Below are 19,967 nucleotides of genomic sequence, written 5' to 3' on the forward strand. Positions count from 1 at the left end.
GCGAGATGATCGGTGCCATTGCCCATCAGTGGCGACAGCCGCTCAACGCTTTGAGTCTGGTGATGCAAAACATTCGCATGCAACACGCCATGGGTACCCTGACCGAGCAGTCCATGGCCCGCATGCAGGAAAAGTCCGGGCAGTTGGTGGAGCGAATGTCGTCCACCATTGACGAGTTCCGCAATTTCTTTAAACCCGGCAAACATGCGGAACCGTTCAAGCTGGCGCAGGCCATGCGGGCTTCTGCGGACATCATGGAGGGCGTGTTCAAGAATCATGCCATCGAACTGGAACTATATTGCGATGAAGATTTGGAGCTATTGGGCGTGCAGGGAGAGTTTTCACAAGTGGTGCTGAACCTTCTTAGCAACGCCAAGGATGCATTGCTCGACTCCAGGCAACCGGCACCCCACATTGTGTTGCGTGCCGAGCGCACCGGATCTCGGATCCGGATTGCGGTTGAAGACAATGGTGGCGGCATTGCACAGGATGTGCTCGACAAAGTGTTTGAGCCATACTTCACCACCAAAGAAGAAGGCAAGGGCACCGGGATCGGCCTGTATATGTCGAAAATGATTGTCGAAAACAACATGCATGGGCGCCTGTACGCCGCCAATACCCGCGAGGGCGCATGCTTCACGCTGGTGGTACCAGCTGCTTCAACGGCCTGATGTTGTCAGACCGAGTTCAAGCTCAGGCATAAGGAATCACGTCAACGCTTGCGTTCGTGCGCCCAGCCAACTCCTCACGCCTTCAAAAACTCTGCCTTGGTGCCCAGCCAACGCTGCACGTGTTTTTCAGCCAGCTCGGGCGTTTGATCCAGAATGCGGGGCGCGGTGCGCCTTGCCCAATCCAGCAGCGCGGCGTCGGTCACCACATCGGCAAAACGCAGCAGCGCCGCGCCCGACTGGCGCGCGCCCATGAACTCACCGGGGCCGCGAATCTCCAGGTCGCGCCGGGCAATCTCGAAGCCGTCGTTGCTCTCGGCCATGGCACGCAGCCGCTCACGCGCAGTTTCGCCCAGGCGCGGCGCGTCCCCGGTGGAATACAGCAGCACACAGGCCGAGGCCGCAGCCCCGCGCCCGACCCGCCCGCGCAGCTGGTGCAGCTGGCTCAGACCAAAGCGCTCGGCGTGTTCAATCACCATCAGCGACGCATTGGGCACATCCACCCCCACCTCGATCACCGTGGTGCTGACCAGCACCCCCATCTGGCCACCGTTAAACAGGCTCATCACCGCCTTTTTCTCCGCCAGCGGCATGCGCGAGTGCAGCAGACCCACCATCACACCCGGCAGCGCCGCACTCAGCTGCCCGTGGGTTTCGGTGGCGTTGCGCAAGTCAAGCGCTTCACTTTCATCAATCAAGGGGCACACCCAGTAGATTTGCCGCCCCTGCGCGATCTGTGCGCGGATGCGGGTGATCACCTCCTCACGCCGCGCCTCGTTGACCACTTTGGTGATGATGGGTGTGCGCCCAGGGGGCAGCTCATCGATGGTCGACACGTCAAGATCGGCGTAGTAACTCATGGCCAAAGTGCGCGGAATGGGGGTGGCGCTCATCATCAGCAGATGCGGTTCCAGCGCACCGGCCAGTTTGTCGCGCAGGGCCAGGCGCTGCGCCACGCCAAAGCGGTGCTGCTCGTCAATGATGGCCAGCGCCAGATTCTTGAACTGCACCTTGTCCTGAATCATGGCATGGGTGCCCACCACCAGTTGCGCCTGGCCGCTGGCCACCAGCGCCAACATCTCGCGGCGCTCTTTGGCCATTTGGCTACCAGTCAGCCACGCCACCGTGATGCCCAGCGGGTGCAACCACCCCACCAGCTTGGCAAAGTGCTGTGTCGCCAGAATCTCGGTGGGGGCCATCAGCGCACACTGCAAGCCCGCGTCGATGCACACCGCCGCTGCCAACGCTGCCACCACAGTCTTGCCCGAGCCCACATCGCCTTGCAACAGGCGGTGCATCGGCACCGGGCGGCGCAGGTCGTGCGTGATTTCGTTGCCAACGCGCTCCTGCGCGTCGGTCAGCTCAAATGGCAATGCGCCGCGTAGCCGAGCGTACAAACCTGGTTCAGCCTCTGCCGACGGAGCGTGCGCTGCGCCAGCGGGCTCCATGGCCGGCGCGCGCAGGGCAGCACGCGCCCGTTTGAACTGCAGTTGCGAGATCTGCTGTGCCAGCAATTCCTCAGCCTTGAGCCTTTGCCAGGCCGGATGAGTCTGATCTTCGAGCGCCCCCAGGCTGACATTCGACGCGGGATGATGTAAAAACGATAGCGATTCATACAGACCCCAATGGGGCTGGAGGCCAATTTCACTCAAGTTTTCGGCAGGAATGGTGGAGCTGAGCTCGGCGCGCGCCAAGCCAGCCTGCACGGCCTTGCGCAAATAGGCTTGCGGCAACCCCGCCACCGTCGGGTACACCGGTGTGAGTGCCGTAGCCAAGGCGCTGCCAGCCGTCTTGACGCTTGGGTGCATCATGGTCAACCCGGCAAAACCGCCGCGTACCTCGCCTCGCACCCGCACCGCGCTGCCCACGGCCAGCGCCTTTTGCATAGCCGGGTAAAAAGTAAAAAAGCGCAGCAAACAAGTGCCAGTGCCGTCGTCCAGCGTGACCAGCAGTTGGCGCGTGCTGCCGAGCCTGACCTCGGCGTGGCGCACCACACCCTCCACCTGCGCCACATCGCCCTCGCGCACGTCGCGCAGTTTGACCAGCCGGGTCTCGTCTTCATAACGCAACGGCAGGTGCAGCGCCAGGTCGATCGGGCGCAGCAAGCCGAGCTTGGCCAGGGCTTTTTGCGGTCCGCCGGATGGGCGGGCGCCGGGTGGTGCAGGTGCGGCATCGGTCATGTTGCCATTGTGTCGCACCTGATCGTCGGCTCTTTTGCCGGGTCACTGACAAAAATCAAGGCTCGTGCAATACTTTGCGCCTAACCATTCCAAAGGAGACCGACATGCAATTTCGATCAATCGCAGCTGCCGCTGTGCTGACATTGACCCTCACCCTCGCCTGCGCTCAAGACAAGGTGGTCTACCACGTCAACGACACGGCCAGCCAAGCCCTTGCCACGCTGCGCAACGTGCGCAATCACCTCGACACCGACCCAACGGCGCAGATCACCCTGGTGGCACACGCCTTTGGCGTGGATTTTTTGATGGAAGGCATGAAAGACCGCAGCGAATCCGCGTTTGAGCCGCTGGTGGCAGCGCTGAAGAACCGTGGGGTCAAGTTTGAGGTGTGTGAGATCACCCTGAAAAACCGCAACCTCAAGAAAGAGCAGTTCATTCAGGAAGTGGACTTCACACCCTCCGGGGTGGTTCGGCTGACCAAACTGCAACTCGCCGGCTACGCTTACATCAAACCCTGAGTCAATTACTCTGAATAGAATAGCTGCTAGCGCTTATACCTAAAGCGCTAGAGGCATAAAGTATTCATAACTCCAACGCAGGCCCGGCGGGGCCACCGACCCGCCGCCTGCGACAATGGGCGTCTAATTCACTTGGCACGGGGCCTGTCCGCCCCTCAAGCACCATGACTGCATCCGCCTGCGCTGCGCGCACCTACACCCTCAGCGACTTTGATTTCACCCTACCGCCTGAGCTGATTGCGCAGCACCCGGCGCTAGAGCGCAGCGCGTCGCGCCTGCTCGACGCTACCGATGCGGCGCCAGCCGACCGCATTTTTCGCGAGCTGCCCACCTTGCTGCACCCGGGCGACCTGATGGTGTTCAACGACACCCGGGTGATGAATGCACGCCTGTACGGCGAAAAAGTCACCGGCGGCAAGCTGGAGTTGCTAGTAGAGCGCGTACTGGGCGGCAACCAGGTCGCCGCGCACCTGCGGGTGAGCAAAAAACCCGAGGTGGGTGCCACGGTGACCTTGACACCGGCACCTGGCTGCCACGATCACCCGTGCGCCACCCTGCTGGGGCGCTGGCCCGACGCGCAGGGCGCGCTGTTTCGCTTCGTCCTTTCCAACGACGCCGGCGATGACCCCTACACCCTGATGGCGCGCCACGGCCATGTGCCGCTGCCGCCTTACATCACCCATGCCGACTCACTCGAAGACGCCTGGCGTTACCAGACGGTATTTGCCAAACACCCGGGCGCGGTGGCAGCACCAACGGCTGCATTGCACTTTGACGAGGTGCTGCTGGATCAGCTTGACACGCTGGGCGTTCAGCGCGCGCACGTCACACTGCATGTAGGCGCTGGCACGTTTCAGCCAGTCAAGACCGAGAACCTGGCCGAGCACCAGATGCACAGCGAGTGGTACGACGTCCCGGCAGCCACCCAGCAAGCGGTCGCCGACTGCCACGCCCGCGGCGGGCGCGTCATTGCCGTGGGAACCACCACCGTACGCACACTCGAGTCCTGGTCCCGATGTGGCGTGGCGCAAGGCGACACGCGCATCTTCATCACACCGGGATTTGAGTTCAAAGTGGCCGACTTGCTCATCACCAACTTTCACCTGCCCAAGTCCAGCCTGATGATGCTGGTCAGTGCGTTTGCCGGGCATGACCACATCATGAATTTATACCGCCACGCCATTGCCCAGCGCTACCGATTTTTCAGCTATGGCGATGCCATGCTGCTGCAACGCACGGTTTAAGGCTACGCTAAGGCGCACCGCAGACACTCGCGCGCAGTGCCACCTGCTTGAGATTTTTGCGCCCGGTCTGATTCAAGTAGCATCCCTGTTATGAATCCTTTTAACAAACGCACCGCGATTCGCATCGGCATGGTCAGCGTGTTGCTGGCCAGTCTGGCCAGTCCGCTGGCCTGGTTGGTGACGCGTGAAAGTGCCGAAGAAAGCGTGGTCGCGCTGGCCATCGAAGAGTCGGGGCGCTTGCTGCATCACTTTGACGCGATCCACCTGAGCGGGCCACAGGCGCTTGACCATGCCCGACTGGCCGCCAAGACCATCTCAGGGGGTCTGTTTGACATTGCAGAAATTTACGATGCACAGGGCCAAAAACTCGCCGAGTCCTTGACGCACGAGGGCGAGCAAGTGGAGTCGATGCTGCCCAAGCACGGGCTGCCCAACTACGCCGACGCGTCGTATGAAAGTCTGCGCCTGCCCGGCGACCTGTGGCTGTTGCGTGTTTTTGTGCCCTTGCGTGACTCGGCCACCAACATGAGTCTGCCCATCACCGGCTACTTTGAGGGCGTGCGGGTGGTACCCGAGTGGCAACGGACGCAAATCCTCTCCAACGCCATGACAGTGGCGTTGATGGTCGGGCTGGCCTCGCTATTGTGCGGCGCGGTGTTGTACCCGGTGGTGGTGCGCCTGTCGGCCGACAACGAGCGCAAGACGCGTGAGGTGCTGGACTCGCACATCGCCATGATGGAGGCATTGGGCCGCGCCATTGCCAAGCGCGACTCCGATACCGGGGCACACAACTATCGGGTGGCGTGGATTGCAGCGGGCATCGGCGAAAAGCTCGGCATTTCGGGCGACGAGATGCAGGCGCTAATTGCCGGCAGTTTCTTGCATGATGTCGGCAAAATCGGCATCCCGGACGCCATTTTGCTCAAACCCGGCAAGCTCGACGATGCTGAAATGAGCGTCATGCGCACCCATGTGAACCAGGGCAAAGACATCGTGGTGGGCGCGGGTTGGCTCGACGGGGCGCAGGCGGTGGTGGCCTCGCACCACGAAAAATGGAACGGCAACGGCTACCCGGAGCGGCTGCAGGGGGCGGCCATCCCGTTGTCAGCGCGCATTTTTGCGGTGGCCGATGTGTTTGATGCGCTGTGCTCGAAACGCCCGTACAAGGAACCCATGAGTTTCGAGGCCACCATGGCGATTCTCGAAAAAGACACCGGCAGCCATTTTGACCCGGCGGTGATGGCCGTTTTTCAACCCATGGCGCGCCAGATGTACGACCATCTGGCGGGTTGCGACGAAGAGGCCACGCGGCAGCTGCTGCAAGACCGCGTGCGACATCATTTTGAGCAGTAGCGTGCCCCCGGCAGACCCTGATAGTCCACGTTCTGGGTCCAGAACATGGCGTCAAACTCGCGGGCCATACTGTACATGGCGGCTTCAGCCATGGCCAGGTTGTATTGGCGCGAGGCTTTGGCTGCCGCCACGGCGCGCGCATCGGTCAGGTCCAGTACCCGACCCAGGCGCATCACATCCAGGCACTGCTTGACGAGGGACTCGGGGAGTTTTTGGCTCAAGACCTTGTGCACTTCAAACAAGGCAATGGTGGGCACCAGCAGATGGTGGCGGTCTTCGATCGCGGTGGCGAACAAGTCGGCGCGGGACGTATCCCGCAGATACTCGATCCAGCCAGAAGAATCAACCAGGTTCATTCAAAGGTCCGATCGGGCTCTCTTTCGGGCTCGATATTGCCCAAGTCAAAGCCCTTGAGGATGCCGCGGTAAGCACTCATCGGTAACTCAGGCTTGATCACCAACTCTTGCCCACGCAGCTCAAAGTGAATGTGCGAACCCGGCCCAATACCAAGTTTGGCGCGCATGGCTGCCGGCAAGGTGACCTGGCCTTTGCTTGACACCACGGCCTCGACCGTGGGCAGCGCATCCATTTCAGGCGAAACAACAGAAGGGGGCATGATTTTTCCTCACGAGGCAAAAGTAAAGAGTATCACAAAGTAAAGCGATATAGCCATGTAAAGGATGAACGCAACGCTTGCAGCTCTTCGTACAATGCCGACGACATTTGCCCAGGAAACCCCATGCTGACCTTTGACCTGCTCGCCACCGACCCCGCCTTGCCTGAGGCAGGTTACCCGGGCAGCCACGCCCGCCGCGGCACGCTCACCCTGAACCACGGCGTGGTGCAAACCCCAATCTTCATGCCGGTAGGCACCTATGGCACGGTCAAGGGTGTCAGCCCCGCCAGCCTGGACGACATGGGCGCGCAAATCATTCTGGGCAACACCTTTCACCTGTGGATGCGCCCAGGGCAGGAGGTGATGCAGAGCTTTGGCGGCCTGCACGGCTTTGAGCGTTGGAGCAAACCGATTTTGACCGACTCAGGTGGTTTTCAGGTGTGGAGCCTGGGCGCGATGCGCAAGATCACCGAACAGGGCGTGCATTTTTCGTCTCCCGTGAATGGTGACAAGCTGTTCATGTCGCCCGAAGTGTCGATGCAGATCCAGACCACGCTGAACTCTGACATCGTCATGCAGCTCGATGAATGCACACCGTATCTCTCGGTTGAACCCAAGACCAAAGGTCAGATCACCACAGAAAGAGAAGCCCGCAGCAGCATGGAAATGAGCCTGCGCTGGGCCAAGCGCAGCCAGGATGAATTTGCGCGGCTGGAAAACCCCAACGCGCTGTTTGGCATTGTGCAAGGCGGCATGTTTGAGCACCTGCGCCAGGAGTCGCTGGAAGCCCTGGTGGCGATGAACTTTCCGGGTTACGCCGTGGGTGGTGTCAGCGTCGGTGAGCCCAAGGACGAGATGCTGCGCATCATGGCGCACAGCCCGCACCGCCTGCCCACCCACAAACCGCGTTACCTGATGGGTGTGGGCACGCCGGAAGACCTGGTGGAAGGGGTGGCGCAAGGGGTGGACATGTTTGACTGCGTCATGCCGACGCGCAACGCGCGCAACGGCACGCTGTTCACCCGGTTTGGAGACTTGAAAATCCGCAACGCACGGCACAAAACCGACCATGGCCCGCTGGATGCCACCTGCAGTTGCTACGCCTGCAAGGGGCAAACCCGGCACGACGGCAGTGTCAGCGGCGGTTTTAGCCGCGCCTATCTGCACCATCTGGAACGCTGCGGCGAGATGCTCAGCCCGATGTTGTCTTCCATCCACAACCTGCACTACTACCTGAACCTGATGGCTGAGGTGCGGGCTGCGCTGGAGCGGGGGACATTCGGCGCGTTTCGGGCAAGGTTTCTGACGGATCGGGCGCGCGGCGTCTGAGGACGCGACTGGGCGCGCGGGATGAGATCAGCCTAAAGTAACCCGGACAAACTTGCGTTTTCCAACTTGCAGCACATAGGTTCCCACACCCAGCTTGAGCCCTTTGTCAGTGACGACACTGGAGTCGACCCGCACACCGCCACCATCGATCAGCCGGTTTCCCTCGCCACTTGAGGCGGCCAGACCGGCTGATTTGAGCAAGGCCGCGATGCCCAGCGCAACGCCACCGTCGCCCAGAGGCAAGCTGATTTCGGCGATCTGGTCCGGAATCCCGCCTTTGCTTCGGTTGACAAAATCCTGTTCCGCGGCCTCGGCTGCGGCGGCAGAATGAAACCGTGTCGTGATCTCTTTGGCCAACGCCACTTTGGCGTCTTTGGGGTTGCGTCCGGCGTTCACTTCGGCTTTGAGGGCGTCAATCTGCGCTTCGGATTGAAAACTCAGCAAGGTATACCAGCGCCACATCAAAGTGTCAGAGATGCTCAAAACCTTGGCAAACATGGTGTTGGCGTCTTCACTGATACCGATGTAGTTGCCCTTGCTCTTGGACATTTTTTCGACGCCATCGAGCCCCTCGAGCAGCGGCATGGTCAAAATACATTGCGGCTCCTGCCCATACTCTGCCTGCAAATGCCGCCCCACCAGCAGGTTGAACTTCTGGTCGGTGCCGCCCAGTTCCAGGTCACTCCTAAGGGCCACCGAGTCGTAACCCTGCATCAAGGGGTAAAGAAATTCGTGTACCGAGATCGGCGTGCCGGCATGAAAACGGTCATGAAAGTCGTTTCGCTCCATCATCCGCGCCACCGTGTAACGCGCCGCCAACTGGATCATGCCGCGCGAGCCCAGCGCATCACCCCATTCACTGTTGTATCGAATTTCAGTCCGGGCAGGGTCCAAAACCATCGACGCCTGACGATAGTAGGTTTGTGCGTTGGCGTCGATCTGCTCCCGGCTCAAGGGCGGTCGGGTGGAGTTGCGACCAGACGGATCCCCAATCAAGGTGGTGAAGTCCCCAATCAAGAAAATCACGGTGTGGCCCAGATTCTGCAGCTGGCGCATCTTGTTGAGCACCACCGTATGGCCCACGTGAATGTCTGGCGCCGTCGGATCTAGGCCAAGCTTGATGCGCAGCGGCGTACCGGTAGATTCAGCGCGTGCCAGCTTCTTGACCCAGTCGTCCTGCGGAATCAGCTCCTCACACCCACGCAGGGTCACAGCCAACGCCTCCCGAACGGTATCGGTCAACACAATTTCAGGGGCTTTTAACTGAGTCATAGGGTTTTCATGGATGCAACGCGGCAGGCCGGGTTTATACTCGAAAACTGTTTTTCAGCGGCCTTTCGGGTGGGTGAATTCATTCGTTTTGTGTTTCACTGTTGCGCCCTGCCGACAAACTCACGCCTAGGATTTTTTTTGATAACTTTTTTGATCAGCCGTGGTCAGGCCTTGATGGTCCAGACGGGCTCTTTTTTGCGACGCTATCCACGTCGTGTCACCGCCCTGGTGACCGCCCTGATGCTGGGTGGTGGTGGTGGCGCACTGGCGCTTGCCTCACTCGCACCCGAGGTGTCAGATTTGCCGGTTCGTCAAGTGGTGGAACCCGTCGACGTGAGCTTGGTCAGCGCACCCGTTACGGCGACACCACTCAACCTGTTCCGCTCTGAAATCTCACGCAACAGCGATACAGCGGACACCTTGCTCAAGCGCCTGGGCATCGACGATGCCCAGGCAGCCAGTTTTCTGCGCCATGACACGCTGACACGCCAGCTGTTGCTGGGTCGTGGCGGGCGCCAGTTGACCGCAGAGGCCGATGGCCAGCAAGCCCTGTTGTCACTCATTGCACGCTGGAGCCCCGACGACAGCGGCCAGTTCAAACGCTTGATCATCGAACGTACGCCGCATGGTTTTGATTCCAGACTGGAGACGGCACCCCTGAGCGCGAGCGCCCGCCTATCCAGTGGCACCATTCGCTCGTCCTTGTATGCCGCAACCGATGATGCCGGGTTGCCCGACGCCATTGCCAACCAGCTGGCCGAGATTTTTTCGACCGACATCGATTTCCGGCGCGCGCTGCGCAAGGACGACCGTTTCAACGTTGTGTATGAAACACTGGAGGGCGACGGCGAGCCGATGCGCACCGGGCGTGTGCTGAGTGCCGAATTTGTCAACGCCGGCAAAACCTTTCAGGCCATGTGGTACCAGCCTCCGGGCGTGGACAGCCAGGGTCAGGCGTTCAAGGGCGGGTATTACACGCTCGACGGTCAAAGCAAACAGCGCGCCTTTTTAAGTTCACCCGTGGCATTCTCACGTGTCAGCAGTGGTTTTGCCATGCGTTTTCACCCAGTCCTCCGGGAGTGGCGCCGGCATCTCGGCACCGACTTTGCCGCCAGTACCGGCACGCCGGCGCGCACCGTGGGCGACGGCATCGTGAAGTTTGCTGGAAGTCAGAACGGTTATGGCAATGTGGTGTTCATCCAGCATCGCAACAACACTGAAACGGTTTACGCGCACCTGAGCAAGATCATGGTGCAACGTGGCCAAAGTGTGGGGCAGGGGCAGACCATCGGACTCGTTGGTGCCACCGGCTGGGCGACCGGGCCACATCTGCACTTCGAGGTACGCGTCAACGGTGTGCAGCACGACCCGATGGCGCTGGCCCAAAAGAGTGAAACGGTGCCGGTACCGGGTGCTGCCATGCCGCAGTTTCAGCAGCTTGCTGCCCACGTGCGCAGTGAACTGCATGCGGCCTCCACTTTGGGTCTGGCAGGATTTCAGTAACTTCCGCGCATCGCTTGAATCTGCACTGTGCCTGAACTGTTGATTGGCTTGATGTCCGGCACCTCGCTGGACGGGGCAGATGGTGTGCTGGTCGATCTGTCGTCACGCCGACCTCAGGTCATTGCCAGCGCCTCAGCACCCTTTGCGGCAGAGTTTCGCGCCGAACTGCTGGCCCTCAACAGCCCCTGCGACAACGAGTTACACCGCGCAGCGCTGGCGGGCAACCAGATTGCCGTCATTTACGCGCAGGTCGTCCATAATTTGCTGGCCCAGTCCCGACGCATTGGCATTGAGGCCACGGATGTGCGGGCCATTGGTGCCCATGGCCAGACGGTGCGGCATCGACCCGGGGCCAACCCGGGCATCGCCGGTGACCCACGCGCCTACACCTTGCAACTCAACAACCCCGCTTTGCTGGCCGAACTGACCGGTATTGATGTTGTCGCTGACCTGCGCAGCCGCGATATCGCCGCCGGTGGGCAGGGTGCGCCGCTGGTACCGGCTTTTCATCAGCAGGTTTTCGCGCAATCAGGCAGCAAGCGGTCGGTGCTGAATATTGGCGGGATTGCCAATCTGAGCGTTTTGCCTGCGGACCACAATGCCCCCGTGCTTGGTTTTGACTGCGGACCGGGCAACGCCCTGATGGACCATTGGTGCCAGCAACATACCGGCCAGGCTTTCGACGATCAAGGTGCCTGGGCTGCGGGGGGCCAATGTCAACCTGACGTATTGCAAGCCTTGTTCGATGAACCGTATTTCACGCTGGCACCCCCCAAAAGTACCGGCCGCGACTTGTTCAGTGTGAACTGGCTGCAGCACAAACTGGCACCTTTTGCCAGCTGCAAACCGCAAGATATTCAACGAACATTGGTCGAATTGACAGCTAGCGCATGCTGCAAAAGCTTTACCAGCTACTCCAATGAGAGCAAATCATTGATCGTCTGTGGCGGTGGCGCGTTCAACATCTACTTAATGCAACGCCTGCAGTCGCTGTTGCCCGAGGTGTCAGTACTAAGCTCTGACCGGTTTGGACTTCCGCCACTGCTAGTCGAAGCCACCGCGTTTGCCTGGCTGGCCCAACAGACGCTGTCGCGGCTTGCCGGCAACCTGCCCAGTGTGACAGGCGCTACCGGACCCAGGGTTCTGGGTGCCATCTACCCCGCCTGAGCCTGCCGGAGTCCCGTCAACCGCCTCGAAGGCGGTGCCGCCGGCGCGGCTTCAGGCAGAAAAGCTGGAGCCACAACCACAGGTGGTGGTGGCATTGGGGTTCTTGATGACAAACTGCGCGCCTTGCAGGTCTTCCTTGTAGTCGATCTCGGCGCCCACCAGATACTGGTAACTCATGGCATCGATCAGCAAGGACACCCCATTCTTGGTCATGGTGGTGTCGTCGTCGTTGGTGACTTCGTCAAAGGTAAACCCGTACTGGAACCCTGAGCAGCCGCCACCCTGCACAAACACCCGCAGCTTCAAATCAGGATTGCCTTCCTCGGCAATCAGATCGGCCACTTTGGCAGCGGCACTGTCGGTAAAAATGATGGGGTCGGGCATTTCGGTCTGGATATCTTGTGCGACGGCGCTCATGTGAGTCTCCGGTAAATTGGGTGGGTCAATGCTACAGTAAATCGGTCAGGTATTGTGTCACTGGTTGTTTGCTGCCAGTTTGAGTGTGGGCTTTTCTTCAACCTGCAAGTCAGCAACCAGGGGGCACAGCCTGCCAGCCACCAGGGCCCCTTGGTGCATCTCAAGAATCTTGTAGGTCACATCACCGGTGACCCGTGCCTTGGGTTGCAACTCAAGCAGACTGCGTGCCAGTACCGGCCCATCCACCTGCCCGTTGATGATGACATGATCCGCCTGCACTTGCCCGGTCACATGGGCAGTTTCCGAGATGACCAGAATGCTCGGTTTGTCAGCTTGCCCTAGCAGATCACCGTGCATTTCTCCATCGAGCCGCAGCCCATCGGCAAAATTGAAATTGCCGGTGAGCTGACAACCATGCGCCAGCAGACTCTTGATGGGCGGCGGCTTTTTCTTGTTGAACATGGCAACTCCTTGTGTCAGAAAAACATTGGATCCGGTTCACGAAGCCCGGGGCATCAGTTTGAGGGTTTGCACCGCCTTGACGTTCTTACCCTCCAGAACCTTCACGGTCATGCTGCGCACTTCCACCTGCGGTGGAATCTGGTAAATCCCGCTCAGGCGAACATACTGCCGGATCTGGAAGTCCTGCGGGCTGACCGGCAAACTCCCGGACCAGGGTTTGCCGTTCAGCAACCCGGTAAAACTCACCTCCAGCTGCCCTTTGAATTCAGTCGGATTTTTCACCGCCTGAATCACCAGCAGCTGCCATTTCAGCTCACCCGCTTGCAGCTGTTCGGCCTGCAGGCTGCGGATCGCCAACACCGTGCTGTCACCGCCGTTGCCCGTCGCCGGGATCAGCTGCTCAAAAAACCCAAGATCGTCCTTGAGTCGCTGAATTTCCTGTTCCAGCAGTCGACTTTGTGCCTGCAACTTCTCATGCGCCACTTTTTCCGTGGTCAAAACCGTGTCGGCGGTGTTGGCAACCGACTGGGCCTTGTTGCGCTCCTGCGTCACCAGCTCCAGTTGCGCCCGCAGAATCTGCACATCTGACTGCAAAGACTGTAGTTGCTCTTTGCTACCCCGGTCCAGGCCGGCAATATCCTTGCCAAACTCAAACGCCCACAACGCAATGGCGGCGCAAAAACCTGCCACCAGCGCCAGTACGACCCAGCGAAACGGCCAAGGCAAGGCACTGCGCACCGCCATGCGCGGTGCGCTGACCGTCAATCGTCGCATCAACAACCTCAGTCGCATCGTACTTTTTCAGATTTTCCAAATGCAAACAACCGCCAGAACTCGCATTCGGGCGGTTGTTGGCGGGCAGTAACCGGCAGGATTAGCGCTTGCTGAACTGCTTGCGACGGCGAGCACCGTGCAAACCGACTTTCTTACGCTCGACTTCACGCGCATCGCGGGTTACAAAGCCAGCCTGGCTGAGCTGCGGCTTGAGCGTGGCATCGTAGTCAATCAGCGCGCGGGTGATACCGTGGCGCACCGCACCGGCTTGACCCGACTCGCCACCGCCAGCCACATTGACCATCACGTCGAAGGTCTCGGCGTGATTGGTCAGCAGCAGGGGTTGCTTGCAGATCATGATCGAGGTGGCGCGGCCAAAAAACTTGTCAATCGCTTTGCCATTGACAACAATCTGACCTGAGCCCTTTTTCAGGAAAACACGGGCAACGCTGGATTTGCGACGACCGGTACCATTGTTCCATTCACCAATCATTTGATGGCTCCTTAGATTTCCAACACTTTGGGTTGCTGGGCCGTGTGCGGATGCTCAGCACCGCCATAGACCTTGAGCTTCTTGATCATCGCGTAGCCCAGCGGCCCCTTGGGCAGCATGCCCTTGACGGCTTTTTCCAAAGCGCGGCCGGGAAACTTGGCTTGCATGTCACGGAAGTTGGTGCTGGAAATGCCACCAGGGAAGCCGGAATGGCTGTAATACATTTTGTCGAGTGACTTGGCACCGGTCACGCGCAGGCGAGCTGCGTTGGTGACGATGATGAAGTCGCCGGTATCGACGTGAGGCGTGTAAATGGCCTTGTGTTTGCCGCGCAAACGGAGAGCAACTTCGCTGGCTACTCGTCCGAGGACCTTGTCGGTCGCGTCAATCACAAACCACTCGTGCACGACCTCAGCGGGTTTTGCGCTGAAAGTTGACATGAGATTTCTCTTTAAAAAGAAGGGTTTGCAGGGCTCTTTTCTACGATCGGCGTTCCTCTGACGGGAATCTCTTAGGTAGGGTTTCACTCGGCACACGGCCCATTGGGACGATACCGAGCCACTTCGCCGCGGAACCACCAAATCGCTGCGAAGCCAAGTATTATACAAATGTGGCGGTGCTGCGGGTAACATCCCCCAATGTTCAGTTACCGCCACGCCTTTCACGCCGGCAACCATGCCGACGTCCTCAAACACACGACCCTACTCGCGGTGCTGCGCCATATGGTGCAAAAGGATACCGCCATTCATTGTTTCGACACCCACGCGGGTGCCGGCCTTTATCGGCTTGACGGCGACTACGCCAAAACCAGCGGCGAAGCCACACAAGGTTTCTTGCACCTGCCCTCCAGTCCCGATGACACAGGCGCCAGGGCTGAGCGGCCGCTCGCTCCGGCACTGCAGGACTATCTGGATCTGGTCGCCAGCTTCAACCCGGCGGGGAGCAACAAGGTGTACCCCGGCTCGCCTTTCATCATCCAGCGTCTGCTGCGCGAGCGCGATCGGCTGCGTCTGTTTGAGCTTCACCCGACTGATGCCAAAACGCTCAGAGCCAACGTGGCGCAACTTGAAGCGGGTCGCCTGGTCACGGTGATGCAGGAAGATGGGTTTGAAGGTCTGAAAAAGTTCCTGCCTCCGCCCTCACGACGCGCCCTGGTATTGTGCGACCCCAGTTACGAGATGAAGACCGATTACGCCAGGGTGCTGGACATGATGACTGACGCGCTCAAGCGCTTTGCCACCGGCACCTACCTGGTCTGGTACCCGATCATCCCGCGCCCAGAAGCACATGAACTGCCCCGCAAGCTCAAAACACTGGTCAACCGCGAGGGTCGCCCCTGGCTCAACGCCACACTCACGGTCAAGACCAGCAAACTGGAGCGCAGTGATGAGGGGGAAGTCATCCGTCCAGGTCTCCCCTCCAGCGGCATGTTCGTGATCAACCCGCCCCATACGCTCAAAGCCAAGCTGAATGAGGCCATCAAGCAGGTCGCCGAGTTTCTTGCCCAATCAAGCCACAGCACGTTCACTGTCGAGTCAGGTGGCCACTGAAGCCGGGCAATGCCAAACGTGTCGCAAATCAGACACCGAAGATTGATCACCCGCTGTCTAGAGCTTTGCGACTAGGGAAAACCCTTATAGTCGCGTCATGCGAGATTTTCCCACTGCGGATGCCGAATCGTCGGCATCACCCCCGACCACCACGGAAAGCCTGAACCTTGAGTTTCACCCGCTCAAGGCAAAGGGTTCCGATGTGGTGGTGCCGATCCGCTCCCTGGGCGAAAACCATCGCGGTCGCATCGCTGACCATCTGCGCTCACTCAATGCGCAGGACCGCTACTATCGCTTCGGGTTCAGCGCCAATGACGATCAGATCGCGCGTTATGTGGACGGTCTGGACTTCGATCACGACGAGATTTTTGGCATTTACAACCGCAAGCTGACCCTGATCGCCATGGCACACGTGGCGTTCTCCATCGACATGCAACGCCACCCGGTGGCTGAGTTTGGTGTCTCGGTTTTGCCCAAAGTGCGCGCCCGTGGTTATGGTGCGCGCCTGTTTGACCGCGCCGTGATGCATGCTCGCAACCGTGGCGTGCAGACCATGTTTGTCCATGCATTGTCAGAGAATGCCGCCATGCTCAGGATCGCCCGTCAGGCGGGTGCTCACATTGTCCGCGACGGTGCGGAGTCCGAGGCCCACCTGAGTTTGACACCTGCCACGCTGAACACACAGTTGGCCGAGATCGTGGAAGAGCACATGGCACAAACCAATTACCAGTTCAAGGTGCACGCCAAGCAGTTTCAGGACACGGTGCAGCGCTGGCAAGCGGTCTGGAGCGGCGGCGCATCTGCCAAAAACGCCGAGTAGACCGGTCGACCCGACCGCCTATGTGCAGCGATGGCGCCTGTTTTCCGCTATCCTTGCGGGCTGATCAACTACCGCATGTCCTGCTTGCCTGCCTGTGTCAGACCCTTACCCTACGCGCCCCGACCGCGAAGACACCCGAACATTTTTGCAAAAACTCGCCGAGTTCATTCATCCCGGGCCGGATTCCACCGACGAGTTGATCGACTGGCTGGGCGATGCCGAACGCAGCCAGATCATTGGTGCCGACTCGCGCAAAATGCTCGAAGGTGTGATCCGCATGGCCGACATGACCGCCGGGGACGTGATGGTGCCAAGCACCCGCATGGAGTTGATCAACATTTCGGACCCGTACGACGTGATGATGCACGGTGTGATCGACACAGCCCATTCTCGCTTTCCGGTGTTTGACGGTGAGCGCGAAAACATCATCGGCATCTTGCTGGCCAAGGACCTGCTCAAACTGCAGCGCGCGCCTGAGCTCAATATCCGGGCCCTGCTGCGCCCGGCGGTGTTTGTGCCGGAAAGCAAAGGACTCAACGACTTGCTGCGGGATTTTCAGAGCAACCACAACCATCTGGCCATCGTGATTGACGAGTTCGGACGGGTGGCCGGTCTGATCACCATTGAGGACGTGCTGGAACAGATTGTTGGCGAGATCGAAGACGAATTTGACATCGCTGATGACGAAGGTGATATTTTTGGCCTGCCAGACCGAAGCTACCGCGTCAGTGGCGACACGCTGATCGAACGTGTGGAGAACGCATTTGGCGTGCAGTTGAACAGTTCAGACCCGGATGACGAGTTTGAGACTATTGGCGGACTGATCGCCCATGAAATGGGCCATGTCCCCAAGCGGGGTGAACACTATGTGTTGTCCGGGCTGAATTTTGTTGTTCTGCACACCAAGGGTGGTGCGGTGAAGTGGTTCAAGGTGTCGCCGGTGCCCGATACCGCCAGCTGAGACTGACTGTTTGCGGCTTTTTGTCACCCAACCCACTCGCTTGCGCGTTGCGCCAATGCTGCTGGCCCTGCTGGCCGGGCTGTTGCAGGCTTGCAGCCTGGCAGTGCCGTTTGATTTTTTTCACTTTGTCGGGGTGGCACAGGGGCAAACCTTGTGGTGGGCGCAGCTGCTGGCCATGGCGCTGCTGCTCCATCTTCTATTGGCCAGCAAGGATGCGCGCCAGGCCGCCTGGCTGGGCTGGTTGTTTGCCAGTGCCTGGCTGAGTGCCACTTTTGCCTGGCTTTACACGTCGATGCATACCTACGGTGGCTTGCCGGGCGGCCTGGCGCTGCTGGCGGTGCTGGCGCTGGCTGGGTCGCTGGCCTTGTACTACGCCGCGATTTCATGGATCTTCAGGGCCATAACGCAATATCGAAAAGGATTTATTGCTATCTCTTTTGCTTCACTTTGGTTGCTTGCCGAGTTGGCCCGTGGCACCTGGTTGACCGGTTTTGGCTGGGGTGCCATTGGTTACGCCCACACCGATGGCCCGCTGGCAGCGCTGTTTTCCTGGATCGGCGTTTATGGCGTCACGGCGGTAGCCGCTTTGCTGGCGGGACTGCTGGCACAACTGGCGCGCTCGGCAAGCTGGGGCCAGGCACGCACATCTGCGCTGCTGACGCTTGGCGTGCTGGCCGTGACCGCATGGTGGCCCGGCAGCGTAAGTGCACCAGACCAGTCCTTCAGCGTCCAACTGCTTCAGGGCAATATTGCCCAGGAAGAAAAGTTTCAGCCCCACAGCGGCATCCCTGCCGCGCTGGCCTGGTATGGTACAGAGCTGGCCAACAGTTCAGCAGACCTGGTCATCACGCCAGAGACAGCGCTGGCGGTGCTTCCCGATCAGCTGCCAGACGGCTACTGGCAGGCCTTGACGCAGCGCTTTGCCAAGGGCAGGCAAGCCGCCCTGGTGGGTGTGCCGATGGGCAGTTATGCCCTGGGTTACACCAACTCGGTGGCGGGGTTCAAGGCCGGACAGTCCGAGCCCTGGCGTTATGACAAGCACCATCTGGTGCCTTTTGGCGAATTCATCCCACCTTTTTTCCGCTGGTTCACCGACTTGATGCACATCCCGCTGGGCGACTTCAACCGGGGTGACCTGCCACAACCAAGCTTTGACTGGCAGGGGCAGCGGGTGGCAGTGAGCATTTGTTTTGAAAACCTGTTTGGCGAAGAGCTGGCCACCCAGTTCAAGGACGCCGACCGCTCTCCAACGGTATTGGTCAACATCAGTAACCTGGGCTGGTTTGGCCAAAACCTGGCAATGGACCAACATCTGCAGATTGCCCGGGCGCGGGCCATGGAATTTGGCCGCCCCTTTGTGCTCGCCACCAACACCGGGCGCAGTGCCGTGGTGGATGCGCAGGGCCAGATCACCCACGCCTTGCCGCCCCACATCCAAACGGCGCTCACGGCTCAGGTACAAGGTCACATCGGCAACACCAACTACGCCAAGTGGGTCGCGCGCTGGGGTTTGTGGCCACTCTGGCTGGTGGCGCTGGGGATACTGGGCACGAGGCTCCTCACGCTCAGACTCGGCAGGCTCGATCCATAGAGCCACCTCCCGCCCAGCGGCGCTCTGATATCGCCATCAGACCGTAAAATTGCGGCCTTACGCAGCGCGCGCGTTTTTCATTCAACCGGGCCGTGTCCGACCCCTTGCCACTGAATATGCTGACCTTCCAACAAATCATTCTGAAACTGCAGTCGTATTGGGACGCCCAGGGCTGTGCACTATTACAACCTTATGACATGGAAGTTGGCGCTGGCACCTCACACACCGCCACGTTTCTGCGGGCGCTCGGCCCGGAGCCCTGGCGATGCGCTTACGTGCAACCCAGTCGCCGCCCCAAAGACGGGCGTTATGGCGAGAACCCGAACCGGCTGCAACATTACTACCAGTACCAAGTGGTGCTCAAGCCCGCGCCGAGCAATATTCTGGAGCTGTATCTCGGCAGCCTGGAGGCACTTGGGTTTGATCTGAAAAAGAATGACATCCGCTTTGTCGAAGACGACTGGGAAAACCCGACGCTGGGAGCCTGGGGACTGGGATGGGAGGTCTGGCTCAACGGCATGGAAGTGACGCAGTTCACCTATTTCCAGCAGGTTGGTGGCATCGACTGCAAGCCCATCACCGGCGAAATCACCTATGGCCTGGAGCGCCTGGCCATGTATCTGCAGGGGGTGGACAATGTCTATAACCTGACCTGGACCGAAGGACCGGACGGCCGCAGACTGAGTTATGGCGACGTCTACAAGCAAAATGAGGTGGAACAGTCCACCTATAACTTTGAACACAGCGATGCTGACTTTCTGTTCACGGCCTTCACCGCACATGAAAAACAGGCCAAACACCTGATGGACGCCCAACTGGCCTTGCCTGCCTATGAGCAGGTACTCAAATGTGCCCACAGCTTCAATTTGCTGGATGCACGCGGGGCTATCTCGGTGACCGAACGCGCCGCCTACATAGGCCGCATCCGCAACCTGGCACGAGGCGTTGCACAAAGCTACTTTGACAGCCGGGAGCGCCTCGGTTTCCCGATGGCACCACGCGAATGGGTCGCACAAATGTCCAAAAAAGCCGCCTGACAGCGACACCCG

21 protein-coding genes are annotated in these 19,967 nt (G+C 59.7%); 12 read left to right on the forward strand and 9 right to left on the reverse strand.

Going from position 1 to position 19,967, the window contains the following annotated elements; translation table 11 throughout:
• The coding region (locus KBF66_RS09170; RefSeq protein ID WP_296655404.1) for a HAMP domain-containing sensor histidine kinase at positions 1-671 on the forward strand (671 nt) is incomplete at its 5' end.
• A 74-nt stretch (positions 672-745) separates the two neighbouring features.
• On the opposite strand, the gene recG is transcribed toward KBF66_RS09170, so the two are convergent.
• The gene (gene recG, locus KBF66_RS09175) at positions 746-2,848 is read right to left on the reverse strand and encodes an ATP-dependent DNA helicase RecG (protein ID WP_296655408.1); all 2,103 of its coding nucleotides are present in this window, start codon (positions 2,846-2,848) and stop codon (positions 746-748) included.
• 104 nt (positions 2,849-2,952) lie between these two features.
• Here recG and KBF66_RS09180 point away from each other — a divergent pair, with 104 nt between their 5' ends.
• The 3 genes from KBF66_RS09180 (at position 2,953) to KBF66_RS09190 (ending at position 5,963) form a co-directional block, all read left to right on the forward strand.
• A complete protein-coding gene (locus tag KBF66_RS09180; RefSeq protein WP_296655411.1) occupies positions 2,953-3,366 on the forward strand; it encodes a DsrE family protein in 414 nt (137 codons plus the stop codon).
• A gap of 164 nt (positions 3,367-3,530) precedes the next feature.
• Positions 3,531-4,610: a tRNA preQ1(34) S-adenosylmethionine ribosyltransferase-isomerase QueA gene (gene queA, locus KBF66_RS09185; RefSeq protein WP_296655415.1), complete on the forward strand. Its 1,080-nt coding sequence runs from the start codon at positions 3,531-3,533 to the stop codon at positions 4,608-4,610.
• A 90-nt stretch (positions 4,611-4,700) separates the two neighbouring features.
• On the forward strand, positions 4,701-5,963 hold the full coding sequence (locus tag KBF66_RS09190) for an HD domain-containing phosphohydrolase (protein WP_296655420.1): 1,263 nt from the start codon (positions 4,701-4,703) through the stop codon (positions 5,961-5,963).
• On the opposite strand, the gene KBF66_RS09195 is transcribed toward KBF66_RS09190, so the two are convergent.
• A complete protein-coding gene (locus KBF66_RS09195; protein ID WP_296655424.1) occupies positions 5,948-6,319 on the reverse strand; it encodes a type II toxin-antitoxin system VapC family toxin in 372 nt (123 codons plus the stop codon). The genes KBF66_RS09190 and KBF66_RS09195 overlap by 16 nt on opposite strands.
• Positions 6,316-6,579, reverse strand: coding sequence for an AbrB/MazE/SpoVT family DNA-binding domain-containing protein (locus tag KBF66_RS09200; RefSeq protein WP_296655428.1), 264 nt, complete (start codon positions 6,577-6,579; stop codon positions 6,316-6,318). The genes KBF66_RS09195 and KBF66_RS09200 overlap by 4 nt, the downstream gene beginning before the upstream one ends.
• A gap of 123 nt (positions 6,580-6,702) precedes the next feature.
• Between KBF66_RS09200 and tgt the strand changes: the two genes are divergently transcribed.
• Positions 6,703-7,908 (forward strand): tRNA guanosine(34) transglycosylase Tgt, encoded by a 1,206-nt coding sequence (gene tgt / locus KBF66_RS09205; protein WP_296655431.1) that lies wholly within the window; start codon positions 6,703-6,705, stop codon positions 7,906-7,908.
• A 27-nt stretch (positions 7,909-7,935) separates the two neighbouring features.
• On the opposite strand, the gene tyrS is transcribed toward tgt, so the two are convergent.
• Entirely contained in the window at positions 7,936-9,180 is a 1,245-nt protein-coding gene (gene tyrS, locus KBF66_RS09210) for a tyrosine--tRNA ligase (RefSeq protein ID WP_296655435.1), read from the reverse strand.
• Positions 9,181-9,354: 174 nt separating this feature from the next.
• Between tyrS and KBF66_RS09215 the strand changes: the two genes are divergently transcribed.
• Together KBF66_RS09215 and KBF66_RS09220 are read left to right on the forward strand one after the other, a co-directional pair.
• Positions 9,355-10,683, forward strand: coding sequence for a M23 family metallopeptidase (locus KBF66_RS09215; protein ID WP_296655517.1), 1,329 nt, complete (start codon positions 9,355-9,357; stop codon positions 10,681-10,683).
• Between the two features lie 27 nt (positions 10,684-10,710).
• A complete protein-coding gene (locus KBF66_RS09220) occupies positions 10,711-11,850 on the forward strand; it encodes an anhydro-N-acetylmuramic acid kinase (protein ID WP_296655438.1) in 1,140 nt (379 codons plus the stop codon).
• Positions 11,851-11,901: 51 nt separating this feature from the next.
• Here the strand turns inward: KBF66_RS09220 and erpA are convergent, their stop codons facing one another.
• From erpA to rplM, 5 genes are all read right to left on the reverse strand, one after another.
• Positions 11,902-12,267 carry an iron-sulfur cluster insertion protein ErpA gene (gene erpA, locus KBF66_RS09225; protein WP_296655443.1) on the reverse strand — a complete coding sequence of 122 codons (366 nt, stop codon included), beginning with the start codon at positions 12,265-12,267 and terminating at the stop codon, positions 11,902-11,904.
• A gap of 57 nt (positions 12,268-12,324) precedes the next feature.
• Positions 12,325-12,729, reverse strand: coding sequence for a polymer-forming cytoskeletal protein (locus KBF66_RS09230; protein ID WP_296655447.1), 405 nt, complete (start codon positions 12,727-12,729; stop codon positions 12,325-12,327).
• A gap of 36 nt (positions 12,730-12,765) precedes the next feature.
• The gene (locus tag KBF66_RS09235) at positions 12,766-13,503 is read right to left on the reverse strand and encodes a DUF6776 family protein (protein WP_296655452.1); all 738 of its coding nucleotides are present in this window, start codon (positions 13,501-13,503) and stop codon (positions 12,766-12,768) included.
• A gap of 100 nt (positions 13,504-13,603) precedes the next feature.
• Complete coding sequence (rpsI, locus tag KBF66_RS09240; protein ID WP_296655454.1) at positions 13,604-13,996, reverse strand: 30S ribosomal protein S9; 393 nt, start codon at positions 13,994-13,996, stop codon at positions 13,604-13,606.
• Between the two features lie 11 nt (positions 13,997-14,007).
• Positions 14,008-14,436 carry a 50S ribosomal protein L13 gene (gene rplM, locus KBF66_RS09245; protein WP_296655456.1) on the reverse strand — a complete coding sequence of 143 codons (429 nt, stop codon included), beginning with the start codon at positions 14,434-14,436 and terminating at the stop codon, positions 14,008-14,010.
• 198 nt (positions 14,437-14,634) lie between these two features.
• Here rplM and rlmJ point away from each other — a divergent pair, with 198 nt between their 5' ends.
• The 5 genes from rlmJ to glyQ all read left to right on the forward strand — a co-directional run bounded on the left by rlmJ (position 14,635) and on the right by glyQ (position 19,955).
• A complete protein-coding gene (gene rlmJ, locus KBF66_RS09250; protein WP_296655458.1) occupies positions 14,635-15,546 on the forward strand; it encodes a 23S rRNA (adenine(2030)-N(6))-methyltransferase RlmJ in 912 nt (303 codons plus the stop codon).
• Positions 15,547-15,643: 97 nt separating this feature from the next.
• Positions 15,644-16,366 (forward strand): GNAT family N-acetyltransferase, encoded by a 723-nt coding sequence (locus KBF66_RS09255; RefSeq protein ID WP_296655461.1) that lies wholly within the window; start codon positions 15,644-15,646, stop codon positions 16,364-16,366.
• A 94-nt stretch (positions 16,367-16,460) separates the two neighbouring features.
• Positions 16,461-17,327, forward strand: coding sequence for a transporter associated domain-containing protein (locus tag KBF66_RS09260; RefSeq protein WP_296655464.1), 867 nt, complete (start codon positions 16,461-16,463; stop codon positions 17,325-17,327).
• A gap of 40 nt (positions 17,328-17,367) precedes the next feature.
• Positions 17,368-18,918 carry an apolipoprotein N-acyltransferase gene (gene lnt / locus KBF66_RS09265; protein WP_296655467.1) on the forward strand — a complete coding sequence of 517 codons (1,551 nt, stop codon included), beginning with the start codon at positions 17,368-17,370 and terminating at the stop codon, positions 18,916-18,918.
• 116 nt (positions 18,919-19,034) lie between these two features.
• Complete coding sequence (glyQ, locus tag KBF66_RS09270; RefSeq protein WP_296655469.1) at positions 19,035-19,955, forward strand: glycine--tRNA ligase subunit alpha; 921 nt, start codon at positions 19,035-19,037, stop codon at positions 19,953-19,955.
• Positions 19,956-19,967: the final 12 nt, after the last annotated feature.

The organism is Rhodoferax sp. (assembly GCF_018063565.1).
Lineage (GTDB): Bacteria > Pseudomonadota > Gammaproteobacteria > Burkholderiales > Burkholderiaceae_C > Rhodoferax.